The following is a 26,963-nucleotide window of genomic DNA, read 5'->3' as shown; positions in this document are numbered from 1 at the left end:
CCGCCGGCGCGTCGCCCGACTGATGCGCTGGAACGAACATCTCCCCGTCATCGCCTGACACTATGCCAAATTCGCCGTGGAGATCGAAGCGGACGACGGTCGCCTACCCGATGACTTCATCGGAACGGTCGTCGGTCTCGCCGAAGCGCTTGAGCACGGCGGGACGCGTTCCTTCATAGACCTTTTCGAGGTTTGCCGCGATGCGGGCGTTTTCCCGCTCGAAGAGGCTGTTGCCATCGAGATCGCTGTCGACGATGAACGGCCCCATCTTCTCGGCCTCGATCACCCACATCGCCTGGGCGAGACCGAGTTCCGCCCGCCAATGCACGGCCTTGACGGACTTGATGCCGCGTCCGAGCAGCGCGCCCGTGCCGTAGCCGACGGTGGTCAGATAGATCGCGCCGTTCGGGACGAAGTGCTCCCGGTAATCCTTCGACGTCATGCCGCCCTTGCCGATGATCAGCTTCGCCCCGGAGAGTTCGAGCCAGCGGCCGATCCACTTGGTGAAACGGAACGAGGCCGTCGCCGTGACCGCGCCCATGTTGAAGGTCCCGTCCGGCCGCACCGTCGCCGCGGGCGAGCAGTGGAAGTTGGCCGCGCTTTCGCGCGGCAGGTCGAGCGGCAGGTCAGCGCCTTCCTCCAGAACCCGCATGTAGACGCCCTCGCGGCCGGTGTAGATCAGGCCGTCGAGATAGACGATGTCGCCGAGCTTCAGCCTCGCCAGATCCTCGTGTGTCGGCGTCGTGCTCAGGCGGACTTGCTGAGGCTTTGCGGCATGTTCCATTCGACCGTCTCCCGGCGCTGATAATCGGTGAACCAATCCGGATCGGTCCGGTATTCCACGCGCCCGTCGGCATGGATGCGGGCGACGGCGCGGCGGGAGGAGAGGCAGAAGGCGTGGACGCTCATCTGCATGCCGCCGGTGTGGCAGTAGCCGACCTCGATATGGCAATCGACGACCATCGACTTGCCGACGAAGCCCATGGCGCCCATGCCGATCGAGTTGCCGAGCTCCTTGAACTCCTCCTCGAGCGCGGCGATCCGGGGATCGGGATTCTTGCTGCCGACCGTGCGCAGACAGGCGGCCCGCTTGCCGAGCACCATGCAGGTGTCCTTCGAGCCGCCGAGGCCGATGCCGATGATCGCCGGCTGGCAGGCGAGGCCGCGCTTGCCGAAGGCGACCAGGCTGTCGAGATAGAAGCGCTTGATCCCCTGGATGCCGTCCGAGGGGAAGAGCATGCGATAGTCGGTGCCGAACAGGCCGCCCTTGTGGACGGTGACGAGGTCGATCCAGGCGCCGTCGGGCTCGAAGCCGTATTCGATCTCCGGCGCGCCGATGCCGACATTGTTGTCGTGGTCGGTCCGCCAGAGCGGATGGACCCGATTGGGGCGCAGCGGGATGTCGTTGGTGGCCTTGGCGGTCGCTCGCCGCAGCGCGGCTTCCAGAGCGACCGGGCCGCCCTCGATCCGCGCCTCATTGCCCATCTTCACGTACCAGCGCGGGCAGCCGGTGTCGCCGCACATGGCGCGGCGGTCCTCCTTGGCCGCTTCGTAGTTCTCCAGCATGGCCTGGAGCACGAAGGATGACAGATCGCCGTCCTCCACGCGCGCCGCCGCCTTGAGCCCGTCGAGATAGTCATCGGGGATCTCGATGGCGGCCTTTTCCATCAGCCGTTCGGCGGTTTTCTGGATGGTCTCGATGGCGATCATTCTGCAGCCTTCAGAAGTGTGTCGGGTTCGCCCTCGGGCAGGATCGTCGCGCCGGGTCTGACGATGGTGAACCGGACGTCCTCCCGATCCATCTCGACCGCTTCGCCCCGCTTGCGCGCGACGGTGAAATAAGACCGTTCGAGGTCGCCGGATTCCGGAAAGTCCTCGCGAAAATGGGCCCCGCGGGAGTTCTCCCGCTCGAGCGCGGCAAGCGCGATGACCTCGGAAATGTCGCAGAGCGAGCGCAGGTTCAGCCAGTCGTGCCAGGTGAGGTTGAAGGCGAGTTCGTCGCTGGCGATACCGGTCTCGGCAAGCTCAGCCTCGACTTCCGCGATCCGCTGCAGGCCGCGGGTCATGCCGGTCTGCGTGCGCATGACGCCGACATGGTCCCACATGGCGTCCTGCAGCGCCGCACGCAGCGTCTGGATGTTGCCGGACCGTCTGCCGAAGGGCGCACAGGCGCGCTCCACCTCAGCTGCGAGCACGGCAGGGTCAGGATCGCGCAACGTCTTCATGCGGGCGATGTCGCTGCCCATGACGTCGCCCGCAACGCCGCCATAGACGGTGGAGTTGGCGACGCCGTTGCCGCCGAGCCGGTTCGACCCGTGCGCGCCGCCGGCGTCCTCGCCGGCGACGTAAAGGCCCTCGAGTTCCGTGCGGGTGTCCGGATCCACGACGATGCCGCCCATGAAATAATGGGCGGTGGGGACCACCTCGACCTTGCCGCCGGCGAGGTCGAAGCCGCAGTCGGCGCAGCGCTTGACCATGCCCTTGAACTTCCGGCGCACGTTGTCGGGCCCCAGATGCGCCATGGAGATGTAGACGCCGCCGTGCTCGGACGTGTTGTTCTTGCGCATCTCGGCATAGATGCCGCGGCTCACGACGTCGCGGGTCGCGCGCTCGCCCAGCGCGTCGTAGTCGAACATGAATCGGTGGTCGTAGCTGTTGAGAAGCTGCCCGCCGGCGCCGCGCAGCCCTTCTTCCAGCACGGTGCCGGTCATGCGGGTGTGGTCGCCGGCAAGCAGCCCGGTCGGATGGAACTGCACCATCTCCATGTCGCGGAGCGGCAGGCCGATGCGCAGGGCCATCGAAAGCCCGTCCATCGTCTTGTCGCCGGAGGGCGTGTGATACTTGTACATCGTCGGACCGCCGCCGGTCGCCATCAGCACCGTCTTCGCCCGCACGAAGCGGAACCGGCCGGCCCGCATGTCGATCATCAGGACGCCCGCGAGAGCCGAGCCGTCGGCGGTCGGGATGAGCCCGATCGCGCGGTGCTCCTGCAGCTTCTCGATCGGGCGGGCGAGAACCTGCTCCATCAGCCGGTTGATGATCTCGATGCCGGTGAGATCCCCCTTGTGGACCGTGCGGTCGGCGGTCTGCCCGGCAAAGGCCTTGTGATGCAGCGTGCCGTCGGGATTGCGGTCGAAGAAGCAGCCGATCTCGTTTTCGAGTTCGCGCACGCGGACCACCGCCTGCTCGCAGAGCTTCCAGGCCATGTCCTGGTTGGGGAGCCATTTGCCGCCCTGGATCGTGTCCATGAAATGGCGCTCGACGCTGTCGCCGGTTCCCAGCGCGACGTTGTAACCGCCCTGGACCATGCGGGTGCAGCCGCATTTGCCGATCAGGCCCTTGACGGCCATGGTGATCTTCGTGCCGGCGGGCGCCGACTGCTGGGCATGCAGGGCGGCGAACAGCCCGGCTCCTCCGGAGCCGAGGATCAGGATGTCGGTATCGTGGCGATCGACGGCAAAACGTTGCGACATGTCAGACCGCCCGCAGGAAGAAGCCGGTGGAAATCAGAAAGGCGAGGGCGACTGTGCCCGCCGCCAGCGACTTCTGCCCGGGGCTCCAAGGCAGGAATTCCAGCGCCATGAGGCGGAGACCGCCGAAGACATGGACGGCGAGCAGGAACACCAACCCGAACTCGGCGAATTTCACGATCCGGAGGTCCGTCCAGGACAGGAGGCCGTCGAGCCGCGCGCTATCCGAGAGCGCCAGCGACAGGACATAGAAATGCGCAGGCAGGAACAGCGCCAGGGCGAGGCCGGAAATCCGATGCAGGATGAAGGCGAGCCACAGGGGGTGGTTGCGGTGCGGCCGGATCATGATGCCGTCACCCCGTAGACCGCGGACAGACCCATTGCGAGGAGCCCGACGCCGACGGCGACGGTGAAGACGTCGAGGGCGCGCCTGTTGGCGAGCGACGCGGTTTCCGCCAGGATCACCCGCAGGCCGATCGCGGCGTGGATCGAGACCGCGACGACGAAAGTGCCGTAGAACAGCGTCCAGGCGAGGCTGCCCTGCGTGCGGGAGAGGATCTCCCCGGCCGAGAGGCCATCCTGGATCGCGTAGATCATCACCGCCAGATGTCCGATCGCCAGCGGCGCCATCACGAGCGCGGTCAGCCTTTGCAGCATGTAGAGTCGAATGCCGATCACCGGCCTATCCTCCCCATCCGAACAAGGCCTTCGTCGTCTCGCGCTTCAGCCCTGCGATCGAGGTGATCGGGCTCAGCTCGTTCGGACAGAAGACGGCGCAGCTGCCCTGGGAATGGCAGTTATGACAGCCGCCGCTGCCGGAGACGGCCTCGATGATCTCCTGCCGGCCGGCGTCCTTGACGTCGTTGAGCAGCGTCCAGGCCCGGTTGAGGGCGGCGGGGCCGAGATAGTCCGAATTTCCCGCCACGGTGTCGCAGGCGGCGAAGCAGACCGCGCAATTGATGCACTCGATCCCGGCATCGGCCTTCTGGCGCGCCGCCGAATGCGGATCGACGCGCTCGACGTCGTGGGCCCGGGTCCTGGTCGGATGGAAGCGGCCCTCCGCCTCGACCCATTTGTCGAAGAACGGATCCATGTCCGTCGCCAGATCCTTGATGACCGGCAGATTGCGCAGGGGGGCAACCTCCAGGCGTCCGTCCTCGCCCGCGACCTTCCCGACATGCGTGCGGCAGGTCCAGCGCGGCTTGCCGTTGACCATCATCGCGCAGGAGCCGCACATGCCGACCCGGCAGGCGTATCGATAGGAGAGGGTGGGATCGAGGTTCTGCTGCACCCAGGAGACGACGTCGAGGATGGTCTGGTTGTCCCGTTCGGGAACCTGAAAGTCCTCGAAATGGCCTCCTTCGGCGTTTCCGCGCCAGACAGAGACCGAAAGGGTCCGCTCAGTTGACGACACGCTCGAACCTCCCCGGCTGCGTCTTTTTCATTGTTCTACCCGCCCTTATAGGCGGAAGATTTTTTGACAGAAAACCAGAAATAATGACCATTTATGTAGGATAATCTTACATGACGGGCTGGCGTCGAAGGCGTGGGCGCTCGCGGCCCGTCAGAGCTCGGCCGCACCCTGGGCGAGCATGTTGAGCGCCAGGATCGCGAGGAAGAAGAGGACCGCCATGCGGAATTTCTCGGCGGAAATCCGGTCTGCGAGCAGGCTACCCGCCGCCATGCCGGCGAGCGAAGCCGGGACCGCGAGGGTCGCGGCCAGAAGACGCGACCGATCGATCAGCCCGTTCGCCAGGAATGTCCCCGATATCAGGACGCCCGAGACGATGAAGAGCAGGCTGAGAGCGGAGACGAAGAGCTGACGGTCGACCTTCAGGCCGACGAGATACATGACGAAAAGCGGGCCGTTCGCCGTCGTCAGCGCTCCAACGATGCCGGCGGCAAAGCCCACCCCGGCGCCGACCGGGCGCTCGACCCCCGCCGCGATGGCGAAGGACGGACGGCCGATCGTCAGCGCGATGAAGATGAGGACGAAGCACCCGAGCGCGATCCGCAATTCGTTGTCGCTGACGAGGCTCACCAGCGTCGCCCCGATCGGCACGCCGAGCACGATGCCCCCGAGGACATACTGAAATCGCCTGACGGTCTCGCGCATGCGACGCGCCTGCACGAACTGCGCGACATTGGTGAGCGGCAGCACCAGCGCATTGACCGCGAGGGCGAAGTCCACCGGCACGAACAAGGGCAGGATCGCCATCGTCGTCAGCGGCAGGCCGAAGCCGAGCGCGCCCTTCACCATTCCGCCGAGGATGAATATCGCCGCGAGCAGCGACAGGCCGGCCAGGTCGAGGTCCGAGATCTGCATGATGGTTCGTCCCGGCTGGGCGGTCACTCGGCCGCGCTGGGCGTTGCGGGAAGGCCGCGCGCCGCTTCGCTCTCTTCCTTCGCCCTGTCGCGCCGAAGCTGCAGGCTCTGGCGGAAGATGATGACGATCGCCAGCACCGTAAGCGCCCAGAAGAACCAGGTGATCGGCCCCCGAACGAAAATCTCCATCGACCCCTGCGACATCAGCAGGGATTGCCGGAAGTTGTTCTCGAGCAGCGGTCCGAGGATGAAGGCGATGACGAAGGGAGCCGCGGGGATGCGGAGCAGCATCATCGCATAGCCGAGGCCGCCGACGGCGAACATGACGGCGACGTCGAAGATCGCGTTGTTCACCGCGAAGACGCCGTAAACCGATAGGATCAGGACGCTCGGCAGGAGGACGTAGCGCGGAACGTCGGCGATGTAGCGGAAGGCGCGGATCGCGACCCCGCCGATCAGCAGCAGGACAAGGGAACTCAGCACCAGCCCGATGAAGATCGCGTAGATGATGTCGCCATTGGTCTGGAACATCATCGGGCCCGGCTGCAGTCCATGGATCATGAAGGCGCCGATGATGACCGCGGTGGTCACGTCGCCGGGCACGCCGAGCGCGAGAAGCGGGATCAGCGTCGCGCCCGCGACGCCGTTATTGCCCGCTTCCGAAGCCGCCACGCCTTCGATCTCGCCCTTGCCGAAATTCGCCCTTCTGGGCGAGGTTCGGCGGGCCTCCGAATAGGAGACGAAGGCCGCGGGGGCCGCGCCGATGCCGGGGATGGCCCCGAGAAAGACGCCGATGAAACTGCCGCGGACGATGGTCTTGAAGGAGGCCCTGAACTCGGCCCAGGTCAGATGGGCGTGACCGAGCTTGCGCACGTCCCCGTCGAGTTCGCGCGGCTGGCGGATATAGGCGAAGATCTCCGGGATCGCGAAGAGCCCGATCAGCACCGCGATGAAGTTCAGCCCGCCCATGAGGTCGGTCGAGCCGAAGATGAAGCGGTTCGTGCCATAAACGAGGTCGAGCCCGACGGTCGCCAGAAGCAGACCGAAGATCGCGGAGATGCAGCCCTTGGCGAGGCTGTCGCCGGAGACGCCGGCGATGATCGTCAGCGAGAACAGGATCAGCGTGAAGAATTCCGGCGGCCCGAACTGCATGGCGAAGGAGGCGAGCCAGCCGGCAAGCAGGATGAGCGCCAGGTTCGAGATGAAGTCGGCGACGCAGGAGGCATAGAGCGCCATGTCCAGCGCCTTGCCGGCCTGGCCCTTCTCTGCCAGCGGGTAGCCGTCCAAGACGGTTGCGGACGAGGCGGGCGTGCCGGGCGTCTTGATGAGGATCGCCGGGATCGAGCCGCCGAAGATGCCGCCCTTGTAGACACCGAGCAGCAGGAGAATTCCGAAGATCGGCTGCAGGGAAAAGGTGAAGGGCAAGGTGAGTGCGACGGCCATGACGGCCGACATGCCGGGGATGGCGCCGGCGACGACGCCGATCGCGACGCCGAGTACCAGATAGCCGGCACTCTGCCACTGCGCGACGAGAGCAAAGCCCTGCGCAATCGAATCGAGGGCGGTCATGGCAACCTCAGAAGTTCGCTCTGCGGAATGTTCACGCCCGCGACGTGATAGAAGAAGCCGAAGAGGACGATCGGCAGGAGCAGGGCGCAGCAAAGACCGACGGCCTTGTTCTTCGCCCCGGTCAGGAAGACGACCGCAGCGAAGCAGAGGACCGACGACCAGATCATGCCGATCCAGGAAATCGCTTCGAAATAGACGGCGAGGAGGACGACGAAGCCCGCGAGGCGGACATATTCCGAACGCGTGAAAGGCTCGAACAGGTCATGTCCGTCCCTGGTCTTCCGCCTCAAGGTCGCGACGCCCAGAATGACCCCGAGCAGGAGCAGGCCCGCCGCCAGAATGGTCGGCCAGAAGCGCGGCGACAGAAGGATCGAGCGCATCGACGACGGCGCGTCGATGCCGAACGGGATCAGGACCAGCCAGAGAAACAAAGCGAACAGGACGACGAAAAGCGACAATCCGAGTTCGATCGGACGCGACAGCATGCCTATCTCCCCGTCTATGACCCGCGGACCGGATCTTCCGGCCCCCGCGATACCGGTGCCGGCGCCTGAGGGCGAAGGGGTGCGGCCAACGCGCCCCGACGCCCAGATCTCGGCGCCGGCGGCGGACGATCGATCTCCAGCCGCCGGCGCCCATTGCCCATGGTGTTACTCGACCTTCAGGCCGAGCTGGTCGACGAGGCGGGAAAACACTTTGTACTGATTGTTGACGAACTTCACCGAGTCTTCCGGCGACATCAGATCGACCTCGGAGCCCACCGATTTCATGAACTTCAGGAAGGTCTCGTCCTTGACCGCCTGCTGCAGCCAGCCGCGCCACCTCTCGGCGGCCTCGTCGGTGAGGTCGTCCGGCCCGGCGATGCCCGTCCAACCCACGAGCGCCTCGAGATCCTCGTGGCCAAGCGAGGTCGCGGTCGGCGCGTCGAAGCCGTCGAGAGGCTTGGCCGTGGTGACCAGGATCGGACGCAGCTGCTCGTTCTTCACGAAGCTCGCGAGCGGCGAGGAGTTCGTGCAGATGAAGGTGGCCGTGCCCTGATAGACGGCGAGCGCCGCTTCGCCGTCGCCCGAAAGGGGAAGATGGGTGACGGCCTTCACGTCCTGGATGCCGAAGGAGTCGAGCACCATCACCGCGGCGATCTGGAGCATGCTGCCGACGCCGGAGGTCGCGTAGCTGACGGCGCCGGGATCCTTCTTCACCTCGGCGATCAGGTCGTCCATCGACTTGATGTCGGAATTGGTCGAAACGGCGCAGACCACGGGATTGATCTCGTAGACGCCGACGAAGCGGAAATCGTCCAGCTTGTAGGGCAGATTGGCCTTCATCGCCGGGTTCACGGTGTGCGATCCGACGCGTGCGGCAAGCATGGTGTAGCCGTCACCCTTGGCGTTGGCGACCGCCGTCGAGCCCGTCGCGCCGCCGGCGCCGGTGCGGTTCACCAGCACGAACGGCTTGGGCGAGAGCGGACCGAGCGCGGCTGCCAGCGCTCGGGCAGACAGGTCGGTCGCGCCGCCCGGCCCATAGGGGATGACGAGTTGCACCGGCCGGTCGGGATATTCGGCCAGCGCGGGCGTGGCGACAAGGGCGGCCAGCCCGACGGCAGCGGCGATTTTGCGGAAATTCATGTGCTTCCTCCCAGTTGATTGTCTTCGATCATTCGTCGACCGGCCGCCCTCCCAAGCAGCCAGGTCGCCGCGACACCGACTATGCGCCGATCAATGCGCCGCTCCGCTCGGTGCAGCTTGTCCTTCGATGAGTACGTTGACGCAGGCGACCTTGCCGGATCCGACGGCGCGCGCGATGGCCGCGTCGAGCTCGCTGCGTCTGGTGACGAATTCGCCGTGTCCGCCGAGCGCTTCGACGGCCTTGTCGTAGCGCGCCTCGGAGAGTTGGCAGCCGATCAGGCGGTCCGGGCCGTATTCGCGCAGCTGGATCTGGTGTTCCGCGTTCCAGCAGCGATCGTTGCCGACGATCGCGACGAAGGGCGCGTTTTCCCGCGCCGCGGTCTCGAATTCGGCCAGATGAAAGCCGATGGTTCCGTCGCCCATCAGCGCGAAGACCTGTGCATGTGGACGCGCGAGCTTTGCAGCGAGGGCATAGCAGGGGGACCCGCCGATCGCCCCGGACGGGCCGTTGATCAGGCGGTAGGTGCCATGGGTTCCGGCCTGCGCCCACTGGCCGAACTCGCCGCCATCGCAGATCACCACGGACTCGTCCGCCGCCGAGATATGCGCCTGCACCGCTGCACACAGGGCGGCCGACGTGATCCGGTCGCCTCGCGGCAGTTCCCGCCGATCGCCTTGCCGGGCTGCAAGATTGCGCGCGACCAGATCGCGCCACGCGGTGCGGGCCCTTCCTTGCCCGGCCGAGCCGACCAGCGCTTCGGCTACCGCGCCGGCGTCCGCCCTGATCGCGGCCACGAGCCGGGAGCCGAGGTTGCGGCGTGCCCGCTCGTGCTCCTGGTCCTCGGGATCGACGAAGACCCAATCGGATTCCACTGCCAGACGGCCGAAGCCGAGGGTGAAATCGATCCGCTTGCCCAACGATACGATCAGGTCGGCCTCAGCAATGATCTGGGAGAGGGCTCCCAGCGAAGGATCCCGGGTGCCGCGCGGGCTCTCCATGACCAGGACTGGCGCGTCCAGCGCATCGGCAAGGCTTTGGGTCAGCGGACCGGAGCGCGTCGCCGCTAGGCAGGGAGCGGCAATGATGAGCGGCCGGCTTGCCGCCGCAATCTTCGCCTGCAGCCCCGAAAGCTCGGCATCCGGCGCGGCGGCGCGGCGCGGAGCAGGCATCGCCGTCTCGGGCGGCGGGACGGCGCCGGCATCGGCCTCCAGCATGTCGAAGGGGAGCGCCAGATGAACCGGGCCAGGGCGCCCGGATACAGCGGTGCGCATTGCCGCGATCAGGTCGCGTGACAGTTCCGCAGGGCTCGACGGACGGCGCGACAGCTTGGTGAGGGGGGCCGTCACGGCAATCTGGTCGAGTTCCTGGAACGCTCCCATGCCGTCCTGCGCCACGGCGGAATCGCCGGTCAGCAGCAGCACCGGGCTTTCCGAACAGCGGGCGCTGTAAAGGGGACCGACGGCGTTGAGGGCTCCGGGCGCCGCGGTTACCAGGGCCACGCCGATCGTCCCGGTCAGCTGCGCATGGGCATCGGCCATGAACACCGCGGCCGCCTCGTGGCGTGTGTGGATGATCTGGATGCCGGCGTCGAGGCAGGCGTCATAGACCGGCATGATCTGGTTGCCGGACAGGCTGAATATTCGTCGAACGCCGGCCGCAGCGAGGATCCTCACGAGAAGGTCGGCGCCGCGGATACCGCTCTTCCGGTCCGCCCGGGTCAGCATGCCGGCCCAGCTTCGCGCGATACTGCTTTATCCGGAACCCGGCCGCCGTCCGCGTTCGTCCATCGGCGGACAGGCCGGAACTGCGACGGCTCGACGCGGTCGGTCAGCATGATGATCCTCCTCCTCCCGGCTGACTCGGGGGCTCCTCTCCCCCTTGATTTCCAGCCGTTCTAAAGAGGATATTGGAAAGGCAAATTGTACGAAAGGGACAAATGCTAACGCAATCTGAAAATTCTGCTAACAATAGCAAGTCGCACCGCCGGTGACCATTCGCGTCCTCAAGACCCTGATCGCGATCGAGGAACACGGCACGTTCAGTGCCGCAGCGGACGCCGTCTTCCTGACCCATGCCGCAGTGAGCCAGCAGATGAAGGGTCTCGAGGAAGAGTGGGGCGTGAAGATCTTCGACCGCACGAAGCGCACCCCCGAGCTGACCTCGACCGGGCGGGCGCTCGTCGCGCGGGCGAGGGAGGTCGTCGTCGCCTATGACGGAATTCTGCCCTCTGTCCTGGGCGAGTCCGGCCTTCAGGGCGTTCTGGCCCTGGGTGCCGTGTCGACGACATTGACCGGCCTCGTCCCAATGGCGATTTCAAAGCTGAAGATCGACTACCCAAGGCTCAATGTCAGCGTCGTGCCCGGCCTGACGACGACGCTGGTGCAGCAGGTCGAACGCGGCGCACTCGATCTCGCAATCGTCTCCAAGCCGCCGTTCATTCCCCAGAAGCTCAACTGGCTGGATGTCGCCGAGGAGCCCATGGAGGTGCTGGCGTCGATCCAGGCCGACAGCGACGACCCGATCCATCTCTTGCGGACGCGGCCCTTCATCCGGTTTTCGCGGAGCGCGGTGGTCGGAGCGATGATCGAGCAATGGCTCCAAGACCACAACATCTCCGTGCGAGAGAGCATGGAACTGGAAAACCTCGAGACGATCTCCAGCATGGTCTTGTTCAATCTGGGCGTCTCCATCGCGCCCAAGCCGAGCGTGTCGATCATGCCGCCGCCCCTGAAGCACCTGCCACTGCCGGGTCCCGCGCCAATCAAGCGACTCCTTGGCGTGGTTCATCGATCCGACACGGTGAAGTCCCGGGCGATCAACGAAGTCTATGAGAAGATCGTTGAAGCCGTCCGTCAACCGGACCCGGTTCTCCCCTGGCTCCAGCAAATCGCTGCCGACACGCAGACGCAGCAAAGCTGACGGAGCGAGCGGTTGCCATCAGCCCCATCGGAGAGAAACGGTCGCAATACCGGCGGTATGCCATAGGAGAAACGCCGAGCGCGAGATGAACTGCAATGTGCTCCACGCGCACCATGCGCCGAGCAGGTTCGGAGACGGCGTCAGGGAAACGTCTGCGCCACCAGGTGCTAAAGTCGCACAATAGCGGCCGCTGACCTACCGCAGCCGAGCTACTCGTTCTGCGGGGGGCACGTTCGCCCGGTCATAAACGTAGCGGCTGGATCTGCTTTCAACCAGTCCGAAGAACCGCCGCAACGTTTCATCCAATCAGAGAAAGTCATATCGCCTCATACACTAATAGGTAGTGATAGCTTCTCCAGATCACGCTCAAGACAGCCTCTGAAACCAAGGCTCCCGCGACCATCAACCGTTCCCGAACGGTTCCTTAGAGGGCAACGTGCTGTCCCTCAGGACCAACCGGCCACTGATCAATGCCTTGACCGCCGGCTGGGGAGTTTCTGAGACAATCAAATCGTCGAGCAGGCGTATCGCCATTGCGCCGATCCGCTGCTTCGGTACCTCGATGGTCGTGAGCGGCGGGTCGACGATGGCGCTCATCGGCAGATTGTCGAAACCAATGAGCGAGACATCCTCCGGGACCCGGTAGCCGCATTCTTTAAGAGCACGCATGAAGCCGAGGGCGACGATGTCGTTGACGCAACAATAAGCCTCGGCGACCGCGGCGCCCTCCTTCAGCAGGCGAAGGCCGTCCTGATAGGCGCCGTCGAGGGTCGATTCGACGGAAAGGATCGCGTCACCATGGGCGGAAAGTCCAAGTGCGGCGAGACCGCTTGAGAAGGCCTGCTGGCGGAGGCTGAAATTGGTGACAGCCGAGTAGCTGCCGACAAGGCCGATGCGGGTGAAGCCGCGATCCTTCAGATGCTCGATCGCTTGATAGATCGATTGTGCATTGTCCATGTCGACGAAATTGGCGTCGAGCTGCGGAAAGAAGGTGTCGATGAAGACCATCGGCAGGCCTTCGCGCTGGAAGCTCTGCACGTCCTCCTGCGCGAGTTCGGTGCCGAGCACGACGACGCCGCTGAGGTCGCCGTTGGAAATGGCGTCGAAAGCCGGGCGCAAATTGCTCCCCTCGATGCTGACCACATGCAGCGAATAGTCCCGCCGCGTCGCCTCGAAGGACATGCCGTCGATATAGTCCGAGATGAAGTGATTGTGGTCGCGGTTCACCGTGTGGCCGTGCTTGGCGATCTTCAGGAAGGAGATCGTATTGCCGGCCTCGGGCCGGGCGCGGCCGGCGCGCGGGACGTAGTTCATCTCGCTGACCGCGCGCATCACGCGCTGGCGCGTCGCCTCCGATATGTCGCCCTTGCCGTTCAGGACCAACGAAGCCGTGGAGGCCGAAACCCTGGCATGTTCAGCCACCTGGCGCAGTGTCACCGACCGCTTCAATGGTTGCTTCCTGCTGTTGCGACGCGCCGTCCTCGCGGCTCGTTATCATGGATGTTTAGTAAACTGATTTGTCGCCGTTCGCTAGGGGAGCGGTGGTGCCGTTGCGCGGTGGTCTCCGGGGCTCGGAATTTTCGATGGCGGGCAGAGAAATCCCTGTGGTCTAGGCGATTGATGGCATCAACCCCGTCCCTGAGGGCGCCGGATCTGCGCCTAAGGGCCCGGATTGCGATACCGGGCCGGGGGCGGAACAGCGCGCATCGGCGGCCGACCCTGTTGTGAAGCCCGGCGATGTCTGCTAGCAATTCACTAAATCGGGTTGTTGTTTACTAAACCTTTGGGAGGAGGTCTTGCGTAAACTCGACGGACATCTCGTCGTGCTGTCGGTGCTCGTCGTCGTGCTCCTCCTCGTCGGGGGCGCGACCTCCGACGGAACCTATCTTTCGCTCTACAATCTTCAGTCCATGGCCAGCCAGGTGCCCGAGATCGGGCTGCTCGCCATCGGCGTGATGCTCGCCATGTGCGCGGGCAACGGCGGCATCGACCTGTCGGGCATCGCGCTCGCCAACCTCGCGGGCGTCGCCTCCGGACTGGTCGCGCTCTCGCTGTTCTCGGCGGACGATGCGCCGATGCTGTTCACCATCACCTTCGCTGCCGGAGCGGTGCTGGTCGGCATGGCCGGCGGGTTCCTCAACGGCTGGATCATCTCGCGCTTCGGCATCACCCCGATCCTGTGCACGCTCGGCACGCAGATGCTCTATACGGGGCTTGCCGTCGTTTTCTCCGACGGGCGGTCCGTCACCATCGGCTCTCCCGATCCGCTCTACGACCTCGGCAACGGCCTCCTGTTCGAGGTTCCGACGAGTTTCCTGATCTTCTGCGCCGTCGCGGCGCTGCTCAGCGCGGTGCTTCGCTACACCCCCTACGGCTTGCAGCTGATGCTGACCGGCACCAATCCGAAGGCGGCCGACTACAGCGGATTTCCCAAGCGCCGGATCATCGCCACCACCTACACCATCTCGGGGACCCTCGCGGGTATCGCCGGCGTCATCATCGCCGCGCGCAACGTCAACGTGAAGTGGGACTACGGCACGTCCTACCTTTTGATCGCCATCCTCGTCGCGGTGATGGCCGGGGTGCGCCCGCAGGGCGGCTACGGCCGCGTCATCTGCGTCGTCCTGTCCGCCGTCGTCCTGCAGCTCCTGTCGAGCCTGCTGAACTTCGTCGGCCTGTCCAACTTCGTGCGGGATTTCGCATGGGGTGCGCTGCTGCTCGGCTTTCTCGCCGTCGGCCGCTTCGCCCTCATCGAACAGTTCGCGTCGATCTTCGCCCGAAAGCGCCGCCCTCGCGCTTCCAGGGTCTGACGTCATCGAGGGTCTCACGTTTCCAGGGAGGAACACAGCGTGAAGAAACTGTCCATCCACATTGGCCTGATCACGGCCCTCATGGTCTCCGCCGCCGCCATCGCGCCCGAAACGGCGCAGGCGCAGGAGAAGTCGATCACCACCGTCGTCAAGATCAGCGGCATTCCCTGGTTCGACCGGATGAAGACCGGCGTCGAGAAGTTCGCCCAGGAAAACCCGGACATGGCCATCACCCAGGTCGGCCCGGCAACAGCCGATTCCGCCCAGCAGCTACAGATCATCCAGGATCTCGTGGCCAAGGGGACCGACGCTCTCGCCGTCGTCCCGATGGATCCCTCGATCCTCGAGGGCATCTTCAAGCGCGCCATGGATCGCGGCACGATCATCGTGACGCATGAGGCCGACAACCAGAAGAACACGATGGTCGACGTCGAGGCCTTCGACAATGCCGCCTACGGCGCCGCGCTGAACGAGCGGCTCGCCGAATGCATGGGCGGCAAGGGCAAGTGGACGACCTTCGTCGGTTCGCTCGGCAGCCGCACCCACATGCAGTGGGTCGGCGCAGGCGAGGAGAACGCCAAGTCCAAGCATCCCGACATGGACCTCGTCGATCCGAACAACGAGTCCTTCGACGATGCCAACGGCACCTACGAGAAGGCCAAGGAGATCCTGCGCAAGCATCCCGACATCAAGGGCTTCCAGACGTCCGCCGGCAACGACGTTCTCGGCGTCGGCCGGGCGATCGAGGAAGCCGGCCTCACCGGGAAGGTCTGCCTGGTCGGCACGGGCCTGCCGAACCCCTCCGCCGCTTACCTCGATTCCGGCGCCATCACGGCGATCGGCTTCTGGGATCCGCAGAAGGCGGGCATGGCGATGAACGCGATCGCCAAGCTGCTGATCGAGGGCAAGTCCGTCGAGGACGGCATGGATCTCGGCGTGCCGGGCTACGAGAAGGTGACGGTGAAGCCGGGCGCCGGCAAGGGCAAGCTCGTCATCGGCAACGGCATGGTTCTCGCCGACAAGGACAACTACAAGGAATACCTCTTCTGAGGCAGCTTCCGCTGCCGGCGGCCGGCCTTTGGCCATCGCCGTCGGCGGAGAGGGGCGGTGCCCCTCCCGAATGGGCGCTGCGGCCGCGACGGCCGCAGCGCGCCGATGCCGAGGCGCCGTGCCTCGATGAAGCGCGTTTGCGCCCGCCCCTCCGTGTCACGCCGGACGATCAGAGGCGTGGGAGGCGAGGCGACGCTTGCCGGAGATTGTCGACCGTGTCGAAACAGCCAGGATCGGACCAGCCGTTCCTCCAGTTGCGGGGGATCCACAAGCGCTTCGGCGGCGTGCATGCCCTGCGCGGCGTCGACCTGACGATCCGCACCGGCGAGGCCTACCACCTCCTCGGCGAGAACGGCTGCGGCAAGAGCACCGCGATCAAGATCATCTCCGGCGCCTACGAGCCGAGCGACGGCGAGATCGTGCTCGACGGCCGCAGCCGCCGCTCGCTGACGCCGCTGATGGCGATGGAGGCGGGGATCGAAACGGTCTACCAGGATCTCTCGCTGCTCCCCAACCTGACGGTCGAGGAGAACGTCGCGCTTGGCGAACAGCTGGTTCACGGCAAGGGTCGGCTGCTTCGCGTGCTCGACCGGCGCCGGCTGGTCGAGACCGCTCGGCGGGCGGTCAGCGAGGTGGGCCTCGATCCGACGCCTGCGCTGATGCGCACCAAGGTCGCCGACCTGCCGCTCGCCATCCGCCAGCGTGTGGCGATCGCGAGGGCCATCGCCTGCGAGGCGCGTCTCGTCATCATGGATGAGCCGACGACGTCGCTGACCCGCCACGAGGTCGAGACGCTGATCGAGGTGGTGGGCCGGCTTCGGGCGCAGAACGTCGCCGTGCTCTTCGTCACCCACAAGCTCGAGGAATGCTACCGGATCGGCGGCCAGGCGATCGTCTTTCGCGACGGCCAGTCGGTGGCGCAGGCGCCGATCGGCAGCTTCAGCCGCGGTGAGCTCGCGGAACTCATGACCGGCCGGCCGATCGAGGCCCAGCGCTATCGCCGCGCCGCGCCGCAGTCCGACGTCCTGTTCCGCGCACGCGGACTGTCCGCCGGCCGCCATTTCGAGGACGTCGACATCACGCTCCGGCGCGGCGAGATCCTCGGCATCACCGGCCTGTCGGATTCCGGCCGCAACGAGCTCTCGCTTGCGCTTGCCGGGCATCTGCCGCTGACCTCCGGCGACTTGACGCTCGCCGGCGAACCGGTCCGCATCGCCCGCCCGGCGGACGCGATCGCCCTCGGTATCGGCTACGTGCCCGAGGATCGCCTCAGCGAAGGGCTTTTCCTGGAGAAGTCGATCTACGCCAACGAGACGCCGCTGATCCTCGACAGGATCGCCGGCTTCCTCGGTCTCCTCGACGACCGCAAGGGCCGCGCCGAGGCGAGGCGCATCTCGGCCGAGATGCAGCTCAACACCGAGGACATCGATCTGCCGGTCGGGGCCCTGTCCGGTGGCAACCAGCAGCGCGTCCTCATCGGCCGCTGGCTCAGCATCGAGCCGAAGCTCCTGATCCTGCACGGCCCGACAGTGGGGGTCGACGTCGGCTCGAAGGACACGATCTATCGGGCGATGCAGGCGATGTCGGAACGCGGCATCGGCCTGATCATCGTCTCGGACGACCTGCCGGAACTCCTGCAGAACTGTGATCGCATCGCCGTGATGAACGGCGGGCGGATCGTCGACGAACTGATGGCCGAGGGCGCCGACGAAGACCGGCTCTACCAGGCGATGGTGGCCTCCGAACGGGATGCTGCGGAATGACCACGCTGCACGACGACATGGAACTGAAAGCCGCAGCCTCGCAGGCCGCTCCGGGAAGGCGATCGGCCGCGACCGACCTTTTCAAGCGACGCCCGGAGCTCGTCAGCCTGTTCCTCCTCGCGGTGATCTGCGTCGCCGTCGCCGTCGTCAACCCTGCCTTCCTGCAGCCTTCCTCGCTCGTCGACATGGGGCGGGCGAGCGTGGTGACCGGCCTCTTCGCCCTCGGCGTCTTCGCGATCCTCGCGGCCGGCGGCATCGACGTCTCCTTCACCGCCATCGCCGCCCTGACGATGTATTCGCTGACGCTGACCGTGCTCACGGTGGCGCCGTGGATGCCGATGTCGCTGATCATCATCCTCGGTATCGTCTCGGGCGCGATCCTCGGTGCGGTCAACGGCCTCCTCGTCTATGGCCTGCGCGTGCCGTCGCTGATCGTGACGATCGGCACGCAGTACCTCTTTCGCGGGATCCTCCTCGCCTTCATCGGAACCGTCTGGCTGATGGAGCTGCCGCCCCAGATGGTCGCCTTCGGCAAGGCCTCGCTCTTCGACTTCGAGACCGCCAACGGCGCGACCATCACCCTGCCGGTATACTTCCTGGTCTTTCCGGCTGCGGCCATCCTGACCTGGCTGCTCTTCCAGAAGACGCTGATGGGGCGGGCGATCTTCGCCACCGGCGGCAATGCCGAGGTGGCGGCGCGGCTCGGCTACGACCAGCGCCTCGTCCATGTCTTCGTCTTCGCCTTTGCCGGCGCGCTGGCGGGGCTCGCCGGCATCGTCCATGTCAGCGCCAACCGCATGGCCAACCCGTTCGACCTCGTCGGCTCCGAGATCCCCGTGATCGCGGCCGTCGTCCTCGGCGGGGCACGCATCACCGGGGGCACAGGATCGGTCTTCGGGACCGTCGTGGGCGTCCTCCTCATCACCGTCGTCAACAACGTGCTCGTCCTCGTGGGCATTCCGAGCACCTGGCAGCGCGTCGTCGTCGGCTCCTTCATCCTGCTCGCCGCCGCCTTCTTCGTCACGCGGCAGCGCCAGTTCCACTCCGAGAGTATCAAGTGAGCGCCATGAAGAAGTTTCTCAACCGCCCCGAAGATTTCGTCGACGAGATGCTCGAGGGGATCTATCTGGCCCATCCCGAAGTCACGAAGACGGCGGACGACCTGCGCTGCTACGTGACCGCGCATCCCAAGCCCGGCAAGGTCGGCATCGTCACCGGCGGCGGCTCGGGACATCTGCCGCTTTTCCTCGGCTATGTCGGCGAGAACATGCTAGACGGCGCGGCCGTCGGCGGCGTCTTCCAGTCGCCGAGTTCGGACCAGATCCTGGAGGTGACGAAATACGTCAACCAGGGCGCCGGCGTCCTCTACATCTACGGCAACTACACCGGCGACATCATGAACTTCGACATGGCCGGCGAACTGGCGGAAATGGAGGACATCGCCGTCAAGACGGTCATCGGCAATGACGACGTGGCCTCCTCCGTCGTCGGCGAGGAGCACAAGCGTCGCGGCGTCGCCGGCATCTTCTTCCTCTACAAGGCGGCCGGTGCCGCCGCGGCCAGGATGATGCCGCTCGACGAGGTCGCCCGCATCGCCGAAAAGGCCCGGTCGAACACCCGCACGATGGGCGTGGCGCTGTCGCCCTGCATCGTCCCGGAGGTCGGCAAGCCGGGCTTCGAGATCGGTGCCGACGAGATGGAGATCGGCATGGGCATCCATGGCGAGCCGGGCATCTCGCGCAGCAAGCTCGCACCCGCCGACAGCGTCGTCGACCAGATGCTCGACCGCATCTTCGTTGAAGACAGCTACGGCAAGGGCGACGCGGTGGCCGTGCTGGTCAACGGCCTCGGCGCGACCCCGCTGGAAGAGCTCTACATCCTCTTCCGCCGCGTCTCGCAGCGCTTCGAGCAGCTGGGCGCGACCGTCCGGAACGTCTGGCTCGGCGAGTTCGCCACCTCGATGGAGATGGCCGGTGCGTCGATTTCCGTCCTGCGCCTCGATGAGGAACTCGAGCCGCTGATCGCCGCCTCCGCCGACACGCCCTTCTTCAAGCATGTTGCGCGCTGATTGCGGGGTCCGAGCCATGAGCCTTCACGATCTCAGGCCGCTGTTCGAGCGGCTCGCCAGGGCCTTCGAGGAAAAGCGGGACGAATTGATCGCCCTCGACGGAAAGGTGGGCGACAGCGACCTCGGCATCACCATGGCGAAGGGCTTTTCGGCCGCGCGTGATGCGGTCGTCGCCCTCGGCGAGGCGGGCCCGTCCGCCCAGGCCAAGCAGGCGGGCGCGGCGATCGCCAAGGCCGCGCCGTCCACCATGGGTACGCTGATGGCGACCGGCTTCCTGCGAGGCTCGAAGGCGATCGAGATGGCGCAGGACGTTGGCACGGCGGAGCTTGCGGCCTTCTTCGCCGCGTTTCGCGACGGCATCGCCCAGCGCGGCCGCGCCAAGCTGGGTGACAAGACGGTTCTCGACGTTCTGCATCCGATCGCCGAGACGCTCGAAGCGGAGGCGGCCGAGGGTACGGCGCCGGAGCCGGCTCTCGCTCGTGCCGTCGAGGCGGCGCGCGATGGGCTCGAAAAGACCAAGGATCTCGTCGCCCAGCACGGCAAGGCCGCGGCCTTCCAGGAGAAGTCGCGCGGGCTACCCGACGCTGGCGGCACGGCTGCGGTCATCCTCGCCGAAGCCTTTCACGCGGTCTTTGCCGAGGCCGGCTGACCGACCGGCGTTCCCTAAGACCAACCTTCAGGAATTTCCTCATGCAGTATCGTTCGCTCGGCCGCAGCGGCCTCAAGGTCTCGGCCCTCGCCATGGGCACCTTCACCTTCGGCGGAAGGGGGCCCTTCGCCATGGTCGGCGAGCATGACGTTAGCGACGCGCGCCGGCTGATCGACTGCTGCCTCGACCACGGGGTCAACTTCATCGATACGGCCAACATGTATTCCACCGGCCTTGCCGAGGAGATCGTCGGCGAAGCGCTCGAGGGTCGGCGGGACCGTGTGGTGATCTCGTCCAAGGCGCGAATGCGGATCGGCGACGGGCCGAACGACGAAGGCGCCAGCCGCTGGCATCTCATCCGCGAATGCGAGCGCAGCCTGAAGCGGCTGAAGACCGACCATATCGACATCTACCACATCCACGAATGGGACGGCTCGACCCCCGTCGAGGAGACGATGGAGGCGCTCGACACGCTGATCCGCCAGGGCAAGATCCGCTATGCCGGCTGCTCGAACTACACCGGCTGGCAGCTCATGAAGTCGCTGATGGCCTCCGAGCGCCACGGGCTCGCCCGCTTCGTCACCCAGCAGATCCACTATACGCTGGAGGCGCGGGAAGCCGAATACGAGCTCCTGCCGATCTCCGTCGACCAGGGCATCGGCGTCACCGTCTGGAGCCCGCTCGCGGCGGGCCTCCTCTCCGGCAAGCATCGGCGCGACCGGCCGGTGGCGCCGGGAAGCCGGCAGGAGAAGGGCTGGACGGAGCCGCCCGTCCGCGACATGGAACGGCTCTGGCGGATCGTCGACGAACTCCTCGCCATTGCCGGCGATCACGGTCTCGAAGCCGCGCAGATCGCGCTCGCCTGGACCCTCACCCGGCCTGCCGTCGCATCGCTGATCGTCGGCGGGCGAAACGTCGAGCAGTTCGAGGCGAACTTCCGCGCCCTCGATCTCACCCTGTCGCAGGCGGAGTTGCAGCGGCTCGATGCCGTGAGCCGGCCGCCCCTGATCTACCCGCACTGGCATCAGGACCAGTTCGCCCGCCCACGCTTCGGCCCGGCCGACGGGCTCATCGGAGAATAGGGGAAGCTCCACCCGTGGCCTCAAGCGTCTCGAGTAGGACAGCTCTGCTAGCACAGGCTCGCTTTGCTGCGGCAAGACCCATGTGGATCAGCGGTGCACTGTGCCGCGCCAGATCATCGGCGCAGGGAACAGGCGCAGCGGCCCGGCCTCGGCGGCGTCGTCGGCCATGACGCATGCAACGACGTAGTCCGCAATCTCCGCAATCGGCTGGGCGAAGGTGGTGAGGGCGTAGGACGGCCAGGCGGCCTGCTCGATATCATCGAACCCGATGACGCTAACGTCTTCAGGAATCCTCAGCCCGAACTCGTGGCGCGCGGCGTCCATAAAGCCGCAGGCGAGGAGGTCGGTGACGCAGAACACCGCGTCCGGGCGATCAGTCTGCGCCAGGAGGTGCCGGGCACCGGCGGCGCCGCTCGCATGCGCGGTCGCACCTCCGCTCCATCTCGTTACCTCTAGCCCTGCGGCCCGGGCCGCATCGACGAAGCCCGTCTCGCGGCCGACGAGACTCGGTGTGCGGGCGGCGGAGGCGACGACGGCGAGCCGCCGGCGACCGACCTGCAGGAAGGCGTGCAGCGTCTGGCGCGCCGCCGTGGCATTGTCGACCGAGACATTGCGGATTCCGGCGAGCATCTCGTCGCGATTGAGCAGGATCATGCGCTGGCCGCTGTCGAGGCAGGTCTGGATGATTGTCCGGTCCGGCGAGCCCGACAGCACCACCGTCGCGTCGGCGCGGTAGTGGAGGGTCTGGCTGATTGCGTCCTCGACCTTCTCCAGTCTTCCGGTGGCGTTGATCACCATCGCCACCTTGCCGGCCTCCTGCAGCCGCCGGGTCAGCGCGTCGACCATGCTCGACAGATACGGCGTGGCGATGTCCGAAACGACCAGACAGACGATGCTGGTGGTCTGACTGATTAGGCCGCGGGCGAGATGGTTGACGTGGTAGCCGAGCGCCTCGGCGGCCGCCATTACGCGTTTGCGCGTCTCGGCCGAAACGCTGGCGCCCGGCGTGAAGGTGCGCGACACCGCCGAGCGCGAGACCCCGGCGAGGCGGGCGACGTCCTGTGCGCTGACGAAACCCGAAGTCGATCTTAATTTCATGCTGCGCGACTTCCCTTCTTTTCCCGCGAAGCGCCGGCCTTCAGACGCCGGACCGCCCGGTCCTTTTCGTTGGGCGTTGACAGCGGCGCGATCATGCGACAGCTTTGCACACGAGTGCAATAACTCGATAACATGCACCGGGAGGAAACAATGCGCATCCAGCTTCTCGCCGCGACGGCCCTCGTCGCGACGCTGCCGCTCGCCCCATCCGCGGCCAACGCCGCAGGCTCGCTGAACATGATCTGCGCTGCCGACGTGAAGTGGTGCGAGCTGATGGAAAACATGTTCGAGAAGAGCCACGACATCGACGTCAACATGGTGCGCATGAGTTCGGGCGAGGCCTATGCCCGCATCCGGGCCGAGTCGCGCAATCCGAAGACCGATCTCTGGTGGGCCGGCACTGGCGATCCGCACCTGCAGGCCGCGCAGGACGGCCTCACGCTGGAATACAAGTCGCCGAAGCTCTCCGAGTTGCAGCCGTGGGCGCAACACCAGGCGGAGGTCTCCGGCTACCGCACCGTCGGCGTCTATTCGGGGGCACTCGGCTGGGGCTACAACACCGACATTCTGGAAAAGAAGGGTGCCGAGCCGCCGAAGTGCTGGAAGGACCTGACCTCCGACGCCTATCGCGGCGAGATCCAGGTCGCCAACCCGAACTCCTCTGGCACCGCCTATACCGCGCTGGCGACGCTCGTGCAGATCATGGGCGAGGACGAGGCCTTCGCCTATCTGAGGAAGCTCAACGACAACGTCACCCAGTATACCAAGTCCGGCTCCGCGCCGGTCAAGGCGGCGGCGCGCGGCGAGACTGGCATCGGCATCGTCTTCATGCACGATGCCGTGGCGATGACGGTGCAGGGCTTCCCGGTCAAGACCGTCGCGCCCTGCGAGGGCACCGGCTACGAGGTCGGGTCGATGTCGATCGTCAAGGGCGCGCGCAACCTGGAGAACGCCAAGACCTTCTACGACTGGGCGCTCTCGGCCGACGTCCAGTCGAAGGCCGTCGAGGCGGACTCGTTCCAGATCCCCTCCAACAAGCGAGCGACCGTGCCGCCGGAGGCGCCGAACCTCGATGAGATCAAGCTCATCGACTACGACTTCGCCAAATACGGCGATTCCGATACCCGCAAGGCGCTGCTCGAGCGCTGGGATCGCGAAATCGGCGCCATCGCCAAGTGAGGTCGCGCTGCCGGGCGGCTTCGGCCGCCCGGCCGAGTCCTTTGCAAAAGGAGGCTGTCGATGGACCGCCGCGTCCGCCGGCTCGATCTGGCGCTGCTCCTCGGAGCAGTCGCATTCCTGCTGCTGCCCTGGTACGGCGTCGAGGGCGGGGTGCTCGGTTTCGGCTGGCTGGCCCGCTATCCGCTTGATTCCGAGGTCGGACCGGCCCTGGTGCAGATCTTCCTGCGCGGCGCCTGGTGGCTGGCCCCGCTTGCTCTGGTGCTCGCTGCCGTGGCGGCGCTGCGCTTCTGCCGGCCCGGCCCGGAGCGTGGCCGCTGGGTGGCGCTCGCCGGCGCCTTCGGCATCGCCTGGCTGCTGCTTGAAGGGCTATCGATCGGCTATCGCGGCTGGAACTGGAGCGGCTGGGAGATGCTGCTCGGGCCGCTCGACGACGGCCAGTTGCCGCTCGGGCTCGGCGGCATGGCGCTTGCTACGACCTTCCTGCTGTTCGTCTCCTTCGGGCTCGCCGAGCGTGGGGCGATGCGGGGCGACGCTTTCGTCGTCTCCGCCATCACCATCCTGGTCGGACTGGTCTCGAGCTTCGTGCTCTACCCGATCGTCAGCCTCCTCATCGGCGCATTCCAGACCTTCGACGGTTCCTTCGATCCGACGAGTTTCATCCGCAACATTCAGGATCCCTCGATCTGGTCGCTCGCCTGCTTCGCCAGCGAGTACAGCTGCGGGCTCGCCTGGCGAACGGTATTCCTGGCGATCGCCACCGCGCTCGGGACGACGCTGCTCGGCCTCGCCTTCGCGCTGCTCATCACCCGCACCCGCTTTCCCTTCCGCAAGCCGCTGCGCCTCCTGACCATCCTGCCGATCATCACCCCGCCCTTCGTCATCGGGCTGGCGCTGATCCTGCTGCTCGGCCGCTCCGGGGTGATCACCCAGTTCGTCGCCGACCTCACCGGCTTCAATGCCGGACGCTGGCTCTACGGTCTCACCGGCATCTGGATCGCGCAGATGCTGTCGTTCACGCCGATCGCCTTCATGGTGTTGGTGGGCGTCGTCGAGGCGATCAGCCCATCGATGGAGGAAGCGGCGCAGACGATGCGGGCGACCCGGTGGCGGACCTTCTGGACGGTGACCTTTCCGCTGCTGCGGCCCGGCCTCGCCAACGCCTTCCTGATCGGCTTCATCGAGAGCATGGCGGATTTCGGCAATCCGCTGGTTCTCGGCGGCAGCCACGGCGTGCTCTCGACCGAGATCTTCTTCGCCGTCGTCGGCGCGCAGAACGACCCGTCGCGGGCGGCGGTGCTCGCCCTCATCCTCCTGGGCTTCACGCTCTCGGCATTCCTCCTGCAGCGGGTCTGGCTGAAGGGCCGGAACTTCACCACCATCACCGGCAAGGGCGACGGCGGCCGGCATATCGAGCTCGATCCGCGGCTGTCCGCCGTGGTCTACCTGGTCGTGCTGCCCTGGCTCGCCTTCACCATGGTGATCTATGCCATGATCCTGTTCGGCGGCTTCGTGCGGACCTGGGGCCTTGATCACACGCTGACCCTCGAGCATTTCGCGAAGGCCTTCTCTGTCGACGTCTCTGCCGACGGGATCCACTGGAGCGGCGTCGCCTGGGATTCCTTCTGGACGACGATGGAGATCGCGCTGATCGCGGCGCCACTGACGACGGTCGTCGGCCTGCTGACCGCCTATCTGGTGGTGCGGCAGCGCTTCGCCGGGCGCGAAGTCTTCGAGTTCCTGCTGATGCTGAGCTTCGCCATCCCCGGCACGGTGATCGGCATCAGCTACGTGATCGCCTTCAATCTGCCCCCGATCGAGCTCACCGGCACGGCGGCGATCCTGGTGATCTGCTTCGTCTTCCGCAACATGCCGGTCGGGGTGCGCGGCGGCATCGCCTCGATGAGCCAGCTCGACCGGAGCCTCGACGAGGCTTCCCTGACGCTCGGGGCCAACAGCTTCACAACCCTGCGGCGGATCATCCTGCCGCTGCTGAGGCCGGCGATCGTCACGGCGCTGGTCTACAGCTTCGTGCGCTCGATCACCTCGATCAGCGCGGTGATCTTCCTGGTCAGCGCGCAGTACAACATGGCCACCGCCTATATCGTCGGCCTGACAGAGAACGGCGAATACGGCGTCGCTATCGCCTACTCGGCGGCGCTGATCGTGGTCATGGTCCTCATCATCTCGGGCTTCCAGCTGCTCGTCGGCAAGCGCACGCTGCGCCGCGCCGCCGACCAAGCCGGGCCCGCTCCGGTGACAGCGCCGGCATTCCGGGAGGAGAAGCCTGCATGACGAGCAACGAACCGCGTGGCTCGGTGCGTTTCGAGAACGTGCGCAAGAGCTTCGGCTCGCACGTCGCGATCCGCGAGCTGTCGCTGACCATCCGGCCCGGAACCCTGGTGACGCTGCTCGGGCCGTCGGGCTGCGGCAAGACCACGACGCTGAGGATGCTGGCCGGGCTGGAGCAGCCTTCGGGCGGCCGGATCCTGATCGGGGGACGCGACGTCACCGCGCTGCCTGCGAACGAGCGCGACGTCTCGATGGTGTTCCAGTCTTACGCCCTGTTCCCGCACATGAGCGTTGCCGAGAACGTCGCCTATGGTCTGCGCTCCTCGGGGCATTCGCGCAGGCAGGCGGCCGAGAAGGCCGAGCACGGGCTGTCGCTGGTCGGCCTCGCCGGCTACGGCGTCCGGCTGCCGAGCGAGCTCTCTGGCGGCCAACAGCAGCGCGTCGCGGTAGCGCGGGCGCTGGTGCTGGAGCCGCAGGTGCTGCTGCTGGACGAGCCGCTCTCCAATCTCGACGCCCGGCTGCGGCGGCGGGTCCGCACTGAGATCCGCGAGCTGCAGCAGCGGCTCGGCTTCACCGCGGTCTACGTGACGCACGACCAGGAGGAGGCGCTTGCGGTCTCCGATGAGATCGTCGTGATGCAGGACGGAGAGGTCGCACAGATCGGCGCGCCGCGCGATCTCTACGAGCACCCGGCCTCCGCCTTCATCGCCGACTTCATCGGCGAGGCGAATGTGGTCGCCTGCGAGATCCTCGGCCACGGCTCCGGGCGGGCGCGGATCCGCATTGGCACATACGAGCACGAACTCGTGGCGCGGGAGGTGCCGCAGGGGGCTGGCAGGCTCGCAATCCGTCCGAATGCGGTCGTCCTTCGCGAGGACGCCGGCGGCCTGGGCGGCCGGGTACTGAGCGCCGCCTATCTCGGCGACCACGTCGAATACGAGATCGAGACCGCAGCGGGCACGCTGTTCGTCACCGACCCCTTCGTGGAGCGGGTTCGGGCGGTGGGCAGCAATGTCGGCCTCGGCCTCTCCGACCGCGGCGTCGCGATCATTCCGAACTGACCAGT

The 26,963-nt window shown here is 66.2% G+C and carries 24 protein-coding genes; 11 read left to right on the top strand and 13 right to left on the bottom strand.

Annotated features, from left to right (window positions below):
• Positions 1-103: 103 nt before the first annotated feature.
• From LH400_RS02280 to LH400_RS02230, 11 genes are all read right to left on the bottom strand, one after another.
• On the bottom strand, positions 104-784 hold the full coding sequence (locus tag LH400_RS02280) for a fumarate hydratase C-terminal domain-containing protein (protein ID WP_229151014.1): 681 nt from the start codon (positions 782-784) through the stop codon (positions 104-106).
• Positions 748-1,710 (bottom strand): fumarate hydratase, encoded by a 963-nt coding sequence (locus LH400_RS02275; RefSeq protein WP_229151013.1) that lies wholly within the window; start codon positions 1,708-1,710, stop codon positions 748-750. The genes LH400_RS02280 and LH400_RS02275 overlap by 37 nt, the downstream gene beginning before the upstream one ends.
• Positions 1,707-3,473 (bottom strand): L-aspartate oxidase, encoded by a 1,767-nt coding sequence (locus LH400_RS02270; RefSeq protein ID WP_229151012.1) that lies wholly within the window; start codon positions 3,471-3,473, stop codon positions 1,707-1,709. Before LH400_RS02270 ends, LH400_RS02275 begins: the two co-directional genes overlap by 4 nt.
• A gap of 1 nt (position 3,474) precedes the next feature.
• On the bottom strand, positions 3,475-3,816 hold the full coding sequence (locus LH400_RS02265) for a succinate dehydrogenase/fumarate reductase transmembrane subunit (protein WP_229151011.1): 342 nt from the start codon (positions 3,814-3,816) through the stop codon (positions 3,475-3,477).
• Positions 3,813-4,148: a succinate dehydrogenase gene (locus LH400_RS02260; RefSeq protein ID WP_229151010.1), complete on the bottom strand. Its 336-nt coding sequence runs from the start codon at positions 4,146-4,148 to the stop codon at positions 3,813-3,815. The genes LH400_RS02265 and LH400_RS02260 overlap by 4 nt, the downstream gene beginning before the upstream one ends.
• 4 nt (positions 4,149-4,152) lie before the next feature.
• The gene (locus tag LH400_RS02255; RefSeq protein ID WP_229151009.1) at positions 4,153-4,884 is read right to left on the bottom strand and encodes a succinate dehydrogenase/fumarate reductase iron-sulfur subunit; all 732 of its coding nucleotides are present in this window, start codon (positions 4,882-4,884) and stop codon (positions 4,153-4,155) included.
• Positions 4,885-5,034: 150 nt separating this feature from the next.
• Positions 5,035-5,796, bottom strand: a complete 762-nt coding sequence (locus LH400_RS02250) for a sulfite exporter TauE/SafE family protein (protein ID WP_229151008.1) — start codon at positions 5,794-5,796, stop codon at positions 5,035-5,037.
• A 23-nt stretch (positions 5,797-5,819) separates the two neighbouring features.
• On the bottom strand, positions 5,820-7,364 hold the full coding sequence (locus LH400_RS02245; protein ID WP_229151007.1) for a tripartite tricarboxylate transporter permease: 1,545 nt from the start codon (positions 7,362-7,364) through the stop codon (positions 5,820-5,822).
• Positions 7,361-7,849 (bottom strand): tripartite tricarboxylate transporter TctB family protein, encoded by a 489-nt coding sequence (locus tag LH400_RS02240; protein WP_229151006.1) that lies wholly within the window; start codon positions 7,847-7,849, stop codon positions 7,361-7,363. The genes LH400_RS02245 and LH400_RS02240 overlap by 4 nt, the downstream gene beginning before the upstream one ends.
• A gap of 165 nt (positions 7,850-8,014) precedes the next feature.
• Complete coding sequence (locus tag LH400_RS02235; protein WP_229151005.1) at positions 8,015-8,989, bottom strand: Bug family tripartite tricarboxylate transporter substrate binding protein; 975 nt, start codon at positions 8,987-8,989, stop codon at positions 8,015-8,017.
• Positions 8,990-9,079: 90 nt separating this feature from the next.
• Positions 9,080-10,714, bottom strand: a complete 1,635-nt coding sequence (locus LH400_RS02230) for a thiamine pyrophosphate-binding protein (RefSeq protein WP_229151004.1) — start codon at positions 10,712-10,714, stop codon at positions 9,080-9,082.
• 262 nt (positions 10,715-10,976) lie between these two features.
• On the opposite strand from LH400_RS02230, the gene LH400_RS02225 reads away from it, so the two are divergent.
• The gene (locus LH400_RS02225) at positions 10,977-11,909 is read left to right on the top strand and encodes a LysR family transcriptional regulator (protein WP_229151003.1); all 933 of its coding nucleotides are present in this window, start codon (positions 10,977-10,979) and stop codon (positions 11,907-11,909) included.
• Between the two features lie 402 nt (positions 11,910-12,311).
• Here the strand turns inward: LH400_RS02225 and LH400_RS02220 are convergent, their stop codons facing one another.
• On the bottom strand, positions 12,312-13,358 hold the full coding sequence (locus LH400_RS02220) for a LacI family DNA-binding transcriptional regulator (RefSeq protein WP_229151002.1): 1,047 nt from the start codon (positions 13,356-13,358) through the stop codon (positions 12,312-12,314).
• A gap of 347 nt (positions 13,359-13,705) precedes the next feature.
• On the opposite strand from LH400_RS02220, the gene LH400_RS02215 reads away from it, so the two are divergent.
• The 7 genes from LH400_RS02215 (at position 13,706) to LH400_RS02185 (ending at position 21,331) form a co-directional block, all read left to right on the top strand.
• Positions 13,706-14,719 carry an ABC transporter permease gene (locus LH400_RS02215; RefSeq protein WP_229151001.1) on the top strand — a complete coding sequence of 338 codons (1,014 nt, stop codon included), beginning with the start codon at positions 13,706-13,708 and terminating at the stop codon, positions 14,717-14,719.
• A gap of 48 nt (positions 14,720-14,767) precedes the next feature.
• A complete protein-coding gene (locus tag LH400_RS02210; protein WP_370638320.1) occupies positions 14,768-15,769 on the top strand; it encodes a substrate-binding domain-containing protein in 1,002 nt (333 codons plus the stop codon).
• Between the two features lie 206 nt (positions 15,770-15,975).
• The gene (locus LH400_RS02205) at positions 15,976-17,532 is read left to right on the top strand and encodes a sugar ABC transporter ATP-binding protein (RefSeq protein ID WP_370638308.1); all 1,557 of its coding nucleotides are present in this window, start codon (positions 15,976-15,978) and stop codon (positions 17,530-17,532) included.
• Between the two features lie 17 nt (positions 17,533-17,549).
• Positions 17,550-18,593: an ABC transporter permease gene (locus tag LH400_RS02200; protein ID WP_229151244.1), complete on the top strand. Its 1,044-nt coding sequence runs from the start codon at positions 17,550-17,552 to the stop codon at positions 18,591-18,593.
• Positions 18,594-18,598: 5 nt separating this feature from the next.
• Complete coding sequence (locus LH400_RS02195; RefSeq protein ID WP_229150999.1) at positions 18,599-19,600, top strand: dihydroxyacetone kinase subunit DhaK; 1,002 nt, start codon at positions 18,599-18,601, stop codon at positions 19,598-19,600.
• 16 nt (positions 19,601-19,616) lie between these two features.
• The gene (locus LH400_RS02190; RefSeq protein ID WP_229150998.1) at positions 19,617-20,249 is read left to right on the top strand and encodes a dihydroxyacetone kinase subunit L; all 633 of its coding nucleotides are present in this window, start codon (positions 19,617-19,619) and stop codon (positions 20,247-20,249) included.
• A gap of 41 nt (positions 20,250-20,290) precedes the next feature.
• Positions 20,291-21,331 (top strand): aldo/keto reductase, encoded by a 1,041-nt coding sequence (locus LH400_RS02185; protein WP_229150997.1) that lies wholly within the window; start codon positions 20,291-20,293, stop codon positions 21,329-21,331.
• 87 nt (positions 21,332-21,418) lie between these two features.
• Here the strand turns inward: LH400_RS02185 and LH400_RS02180 are convergent, their stop codons facing one another.
• Complete coding sequence (locus tag LH400_RS02180) at positions 21,419-22,429, bottom strand: LacI family DNA-binding transcriptional regulator (RefSeq protein WP_229150996.1); 1,011 nt, start codon at positions 22,427-22,429, stop codon at positions 21,419-21,421.
• Positions 22,430-22,579: 150 nt separating this feature from the next.
• Between LH400_RS02180 and LH400_RS02175 the strand changes: the two genes are divergently transcribed.
• The 3 genes from LH400_RS02175 to LH400_RS02165 are packed head-to-tail and all read left to right on the top strand — an operon-like array spanning position 22,580 to position 26,958.
• Positions 22,580-23,608, top strand: coding sequence for an ABC transporter substrate-binding protein (locus LH400_RS02175; RefSeq protein WP_229150995.1), 1,029 nt, complete (start codon positions 22,580-22,582; stop codon positions 23,606-23,608).
• Between the two features lie 60 nt (positions 23,609-23,668).
• Complete coding sequence (locus LH400_RS02170; protein ID WP_229150994.1) at positions 23,669-25,900, top strand: ABC transporter permease; 2,232 nt, start codon at positions 23,669-23,671, stop codon at positions 25,898-25,900.
• A complete protein-coding gene (locus LH400_RS02165; protein ID WP_229150993.1) occupies positions 25,897-26,958 on the top strand; it encodes an ABC transporter ATP-binding protein in 1,062 nt (353 codons plus the stop codon). The genes LH400_RS02170 and LH400_RS02165 overlap by 4 nt, the downstream gene beginning before the upstream one ends.
• Positions 26,959-26,963: the final 5 nt, after the last annotated feature.

This window comes from Jiella soli (assembly GCF_020615385.1).
Lineage (GTDB): Bacteria > Pseudomonadota > Alphaproteobacteria > Rhizobiales > Rhizobiaceae > VKMB-3413.
This window is presented reverse-complemented; position numbering and strand designations above follow the sequence as displayed.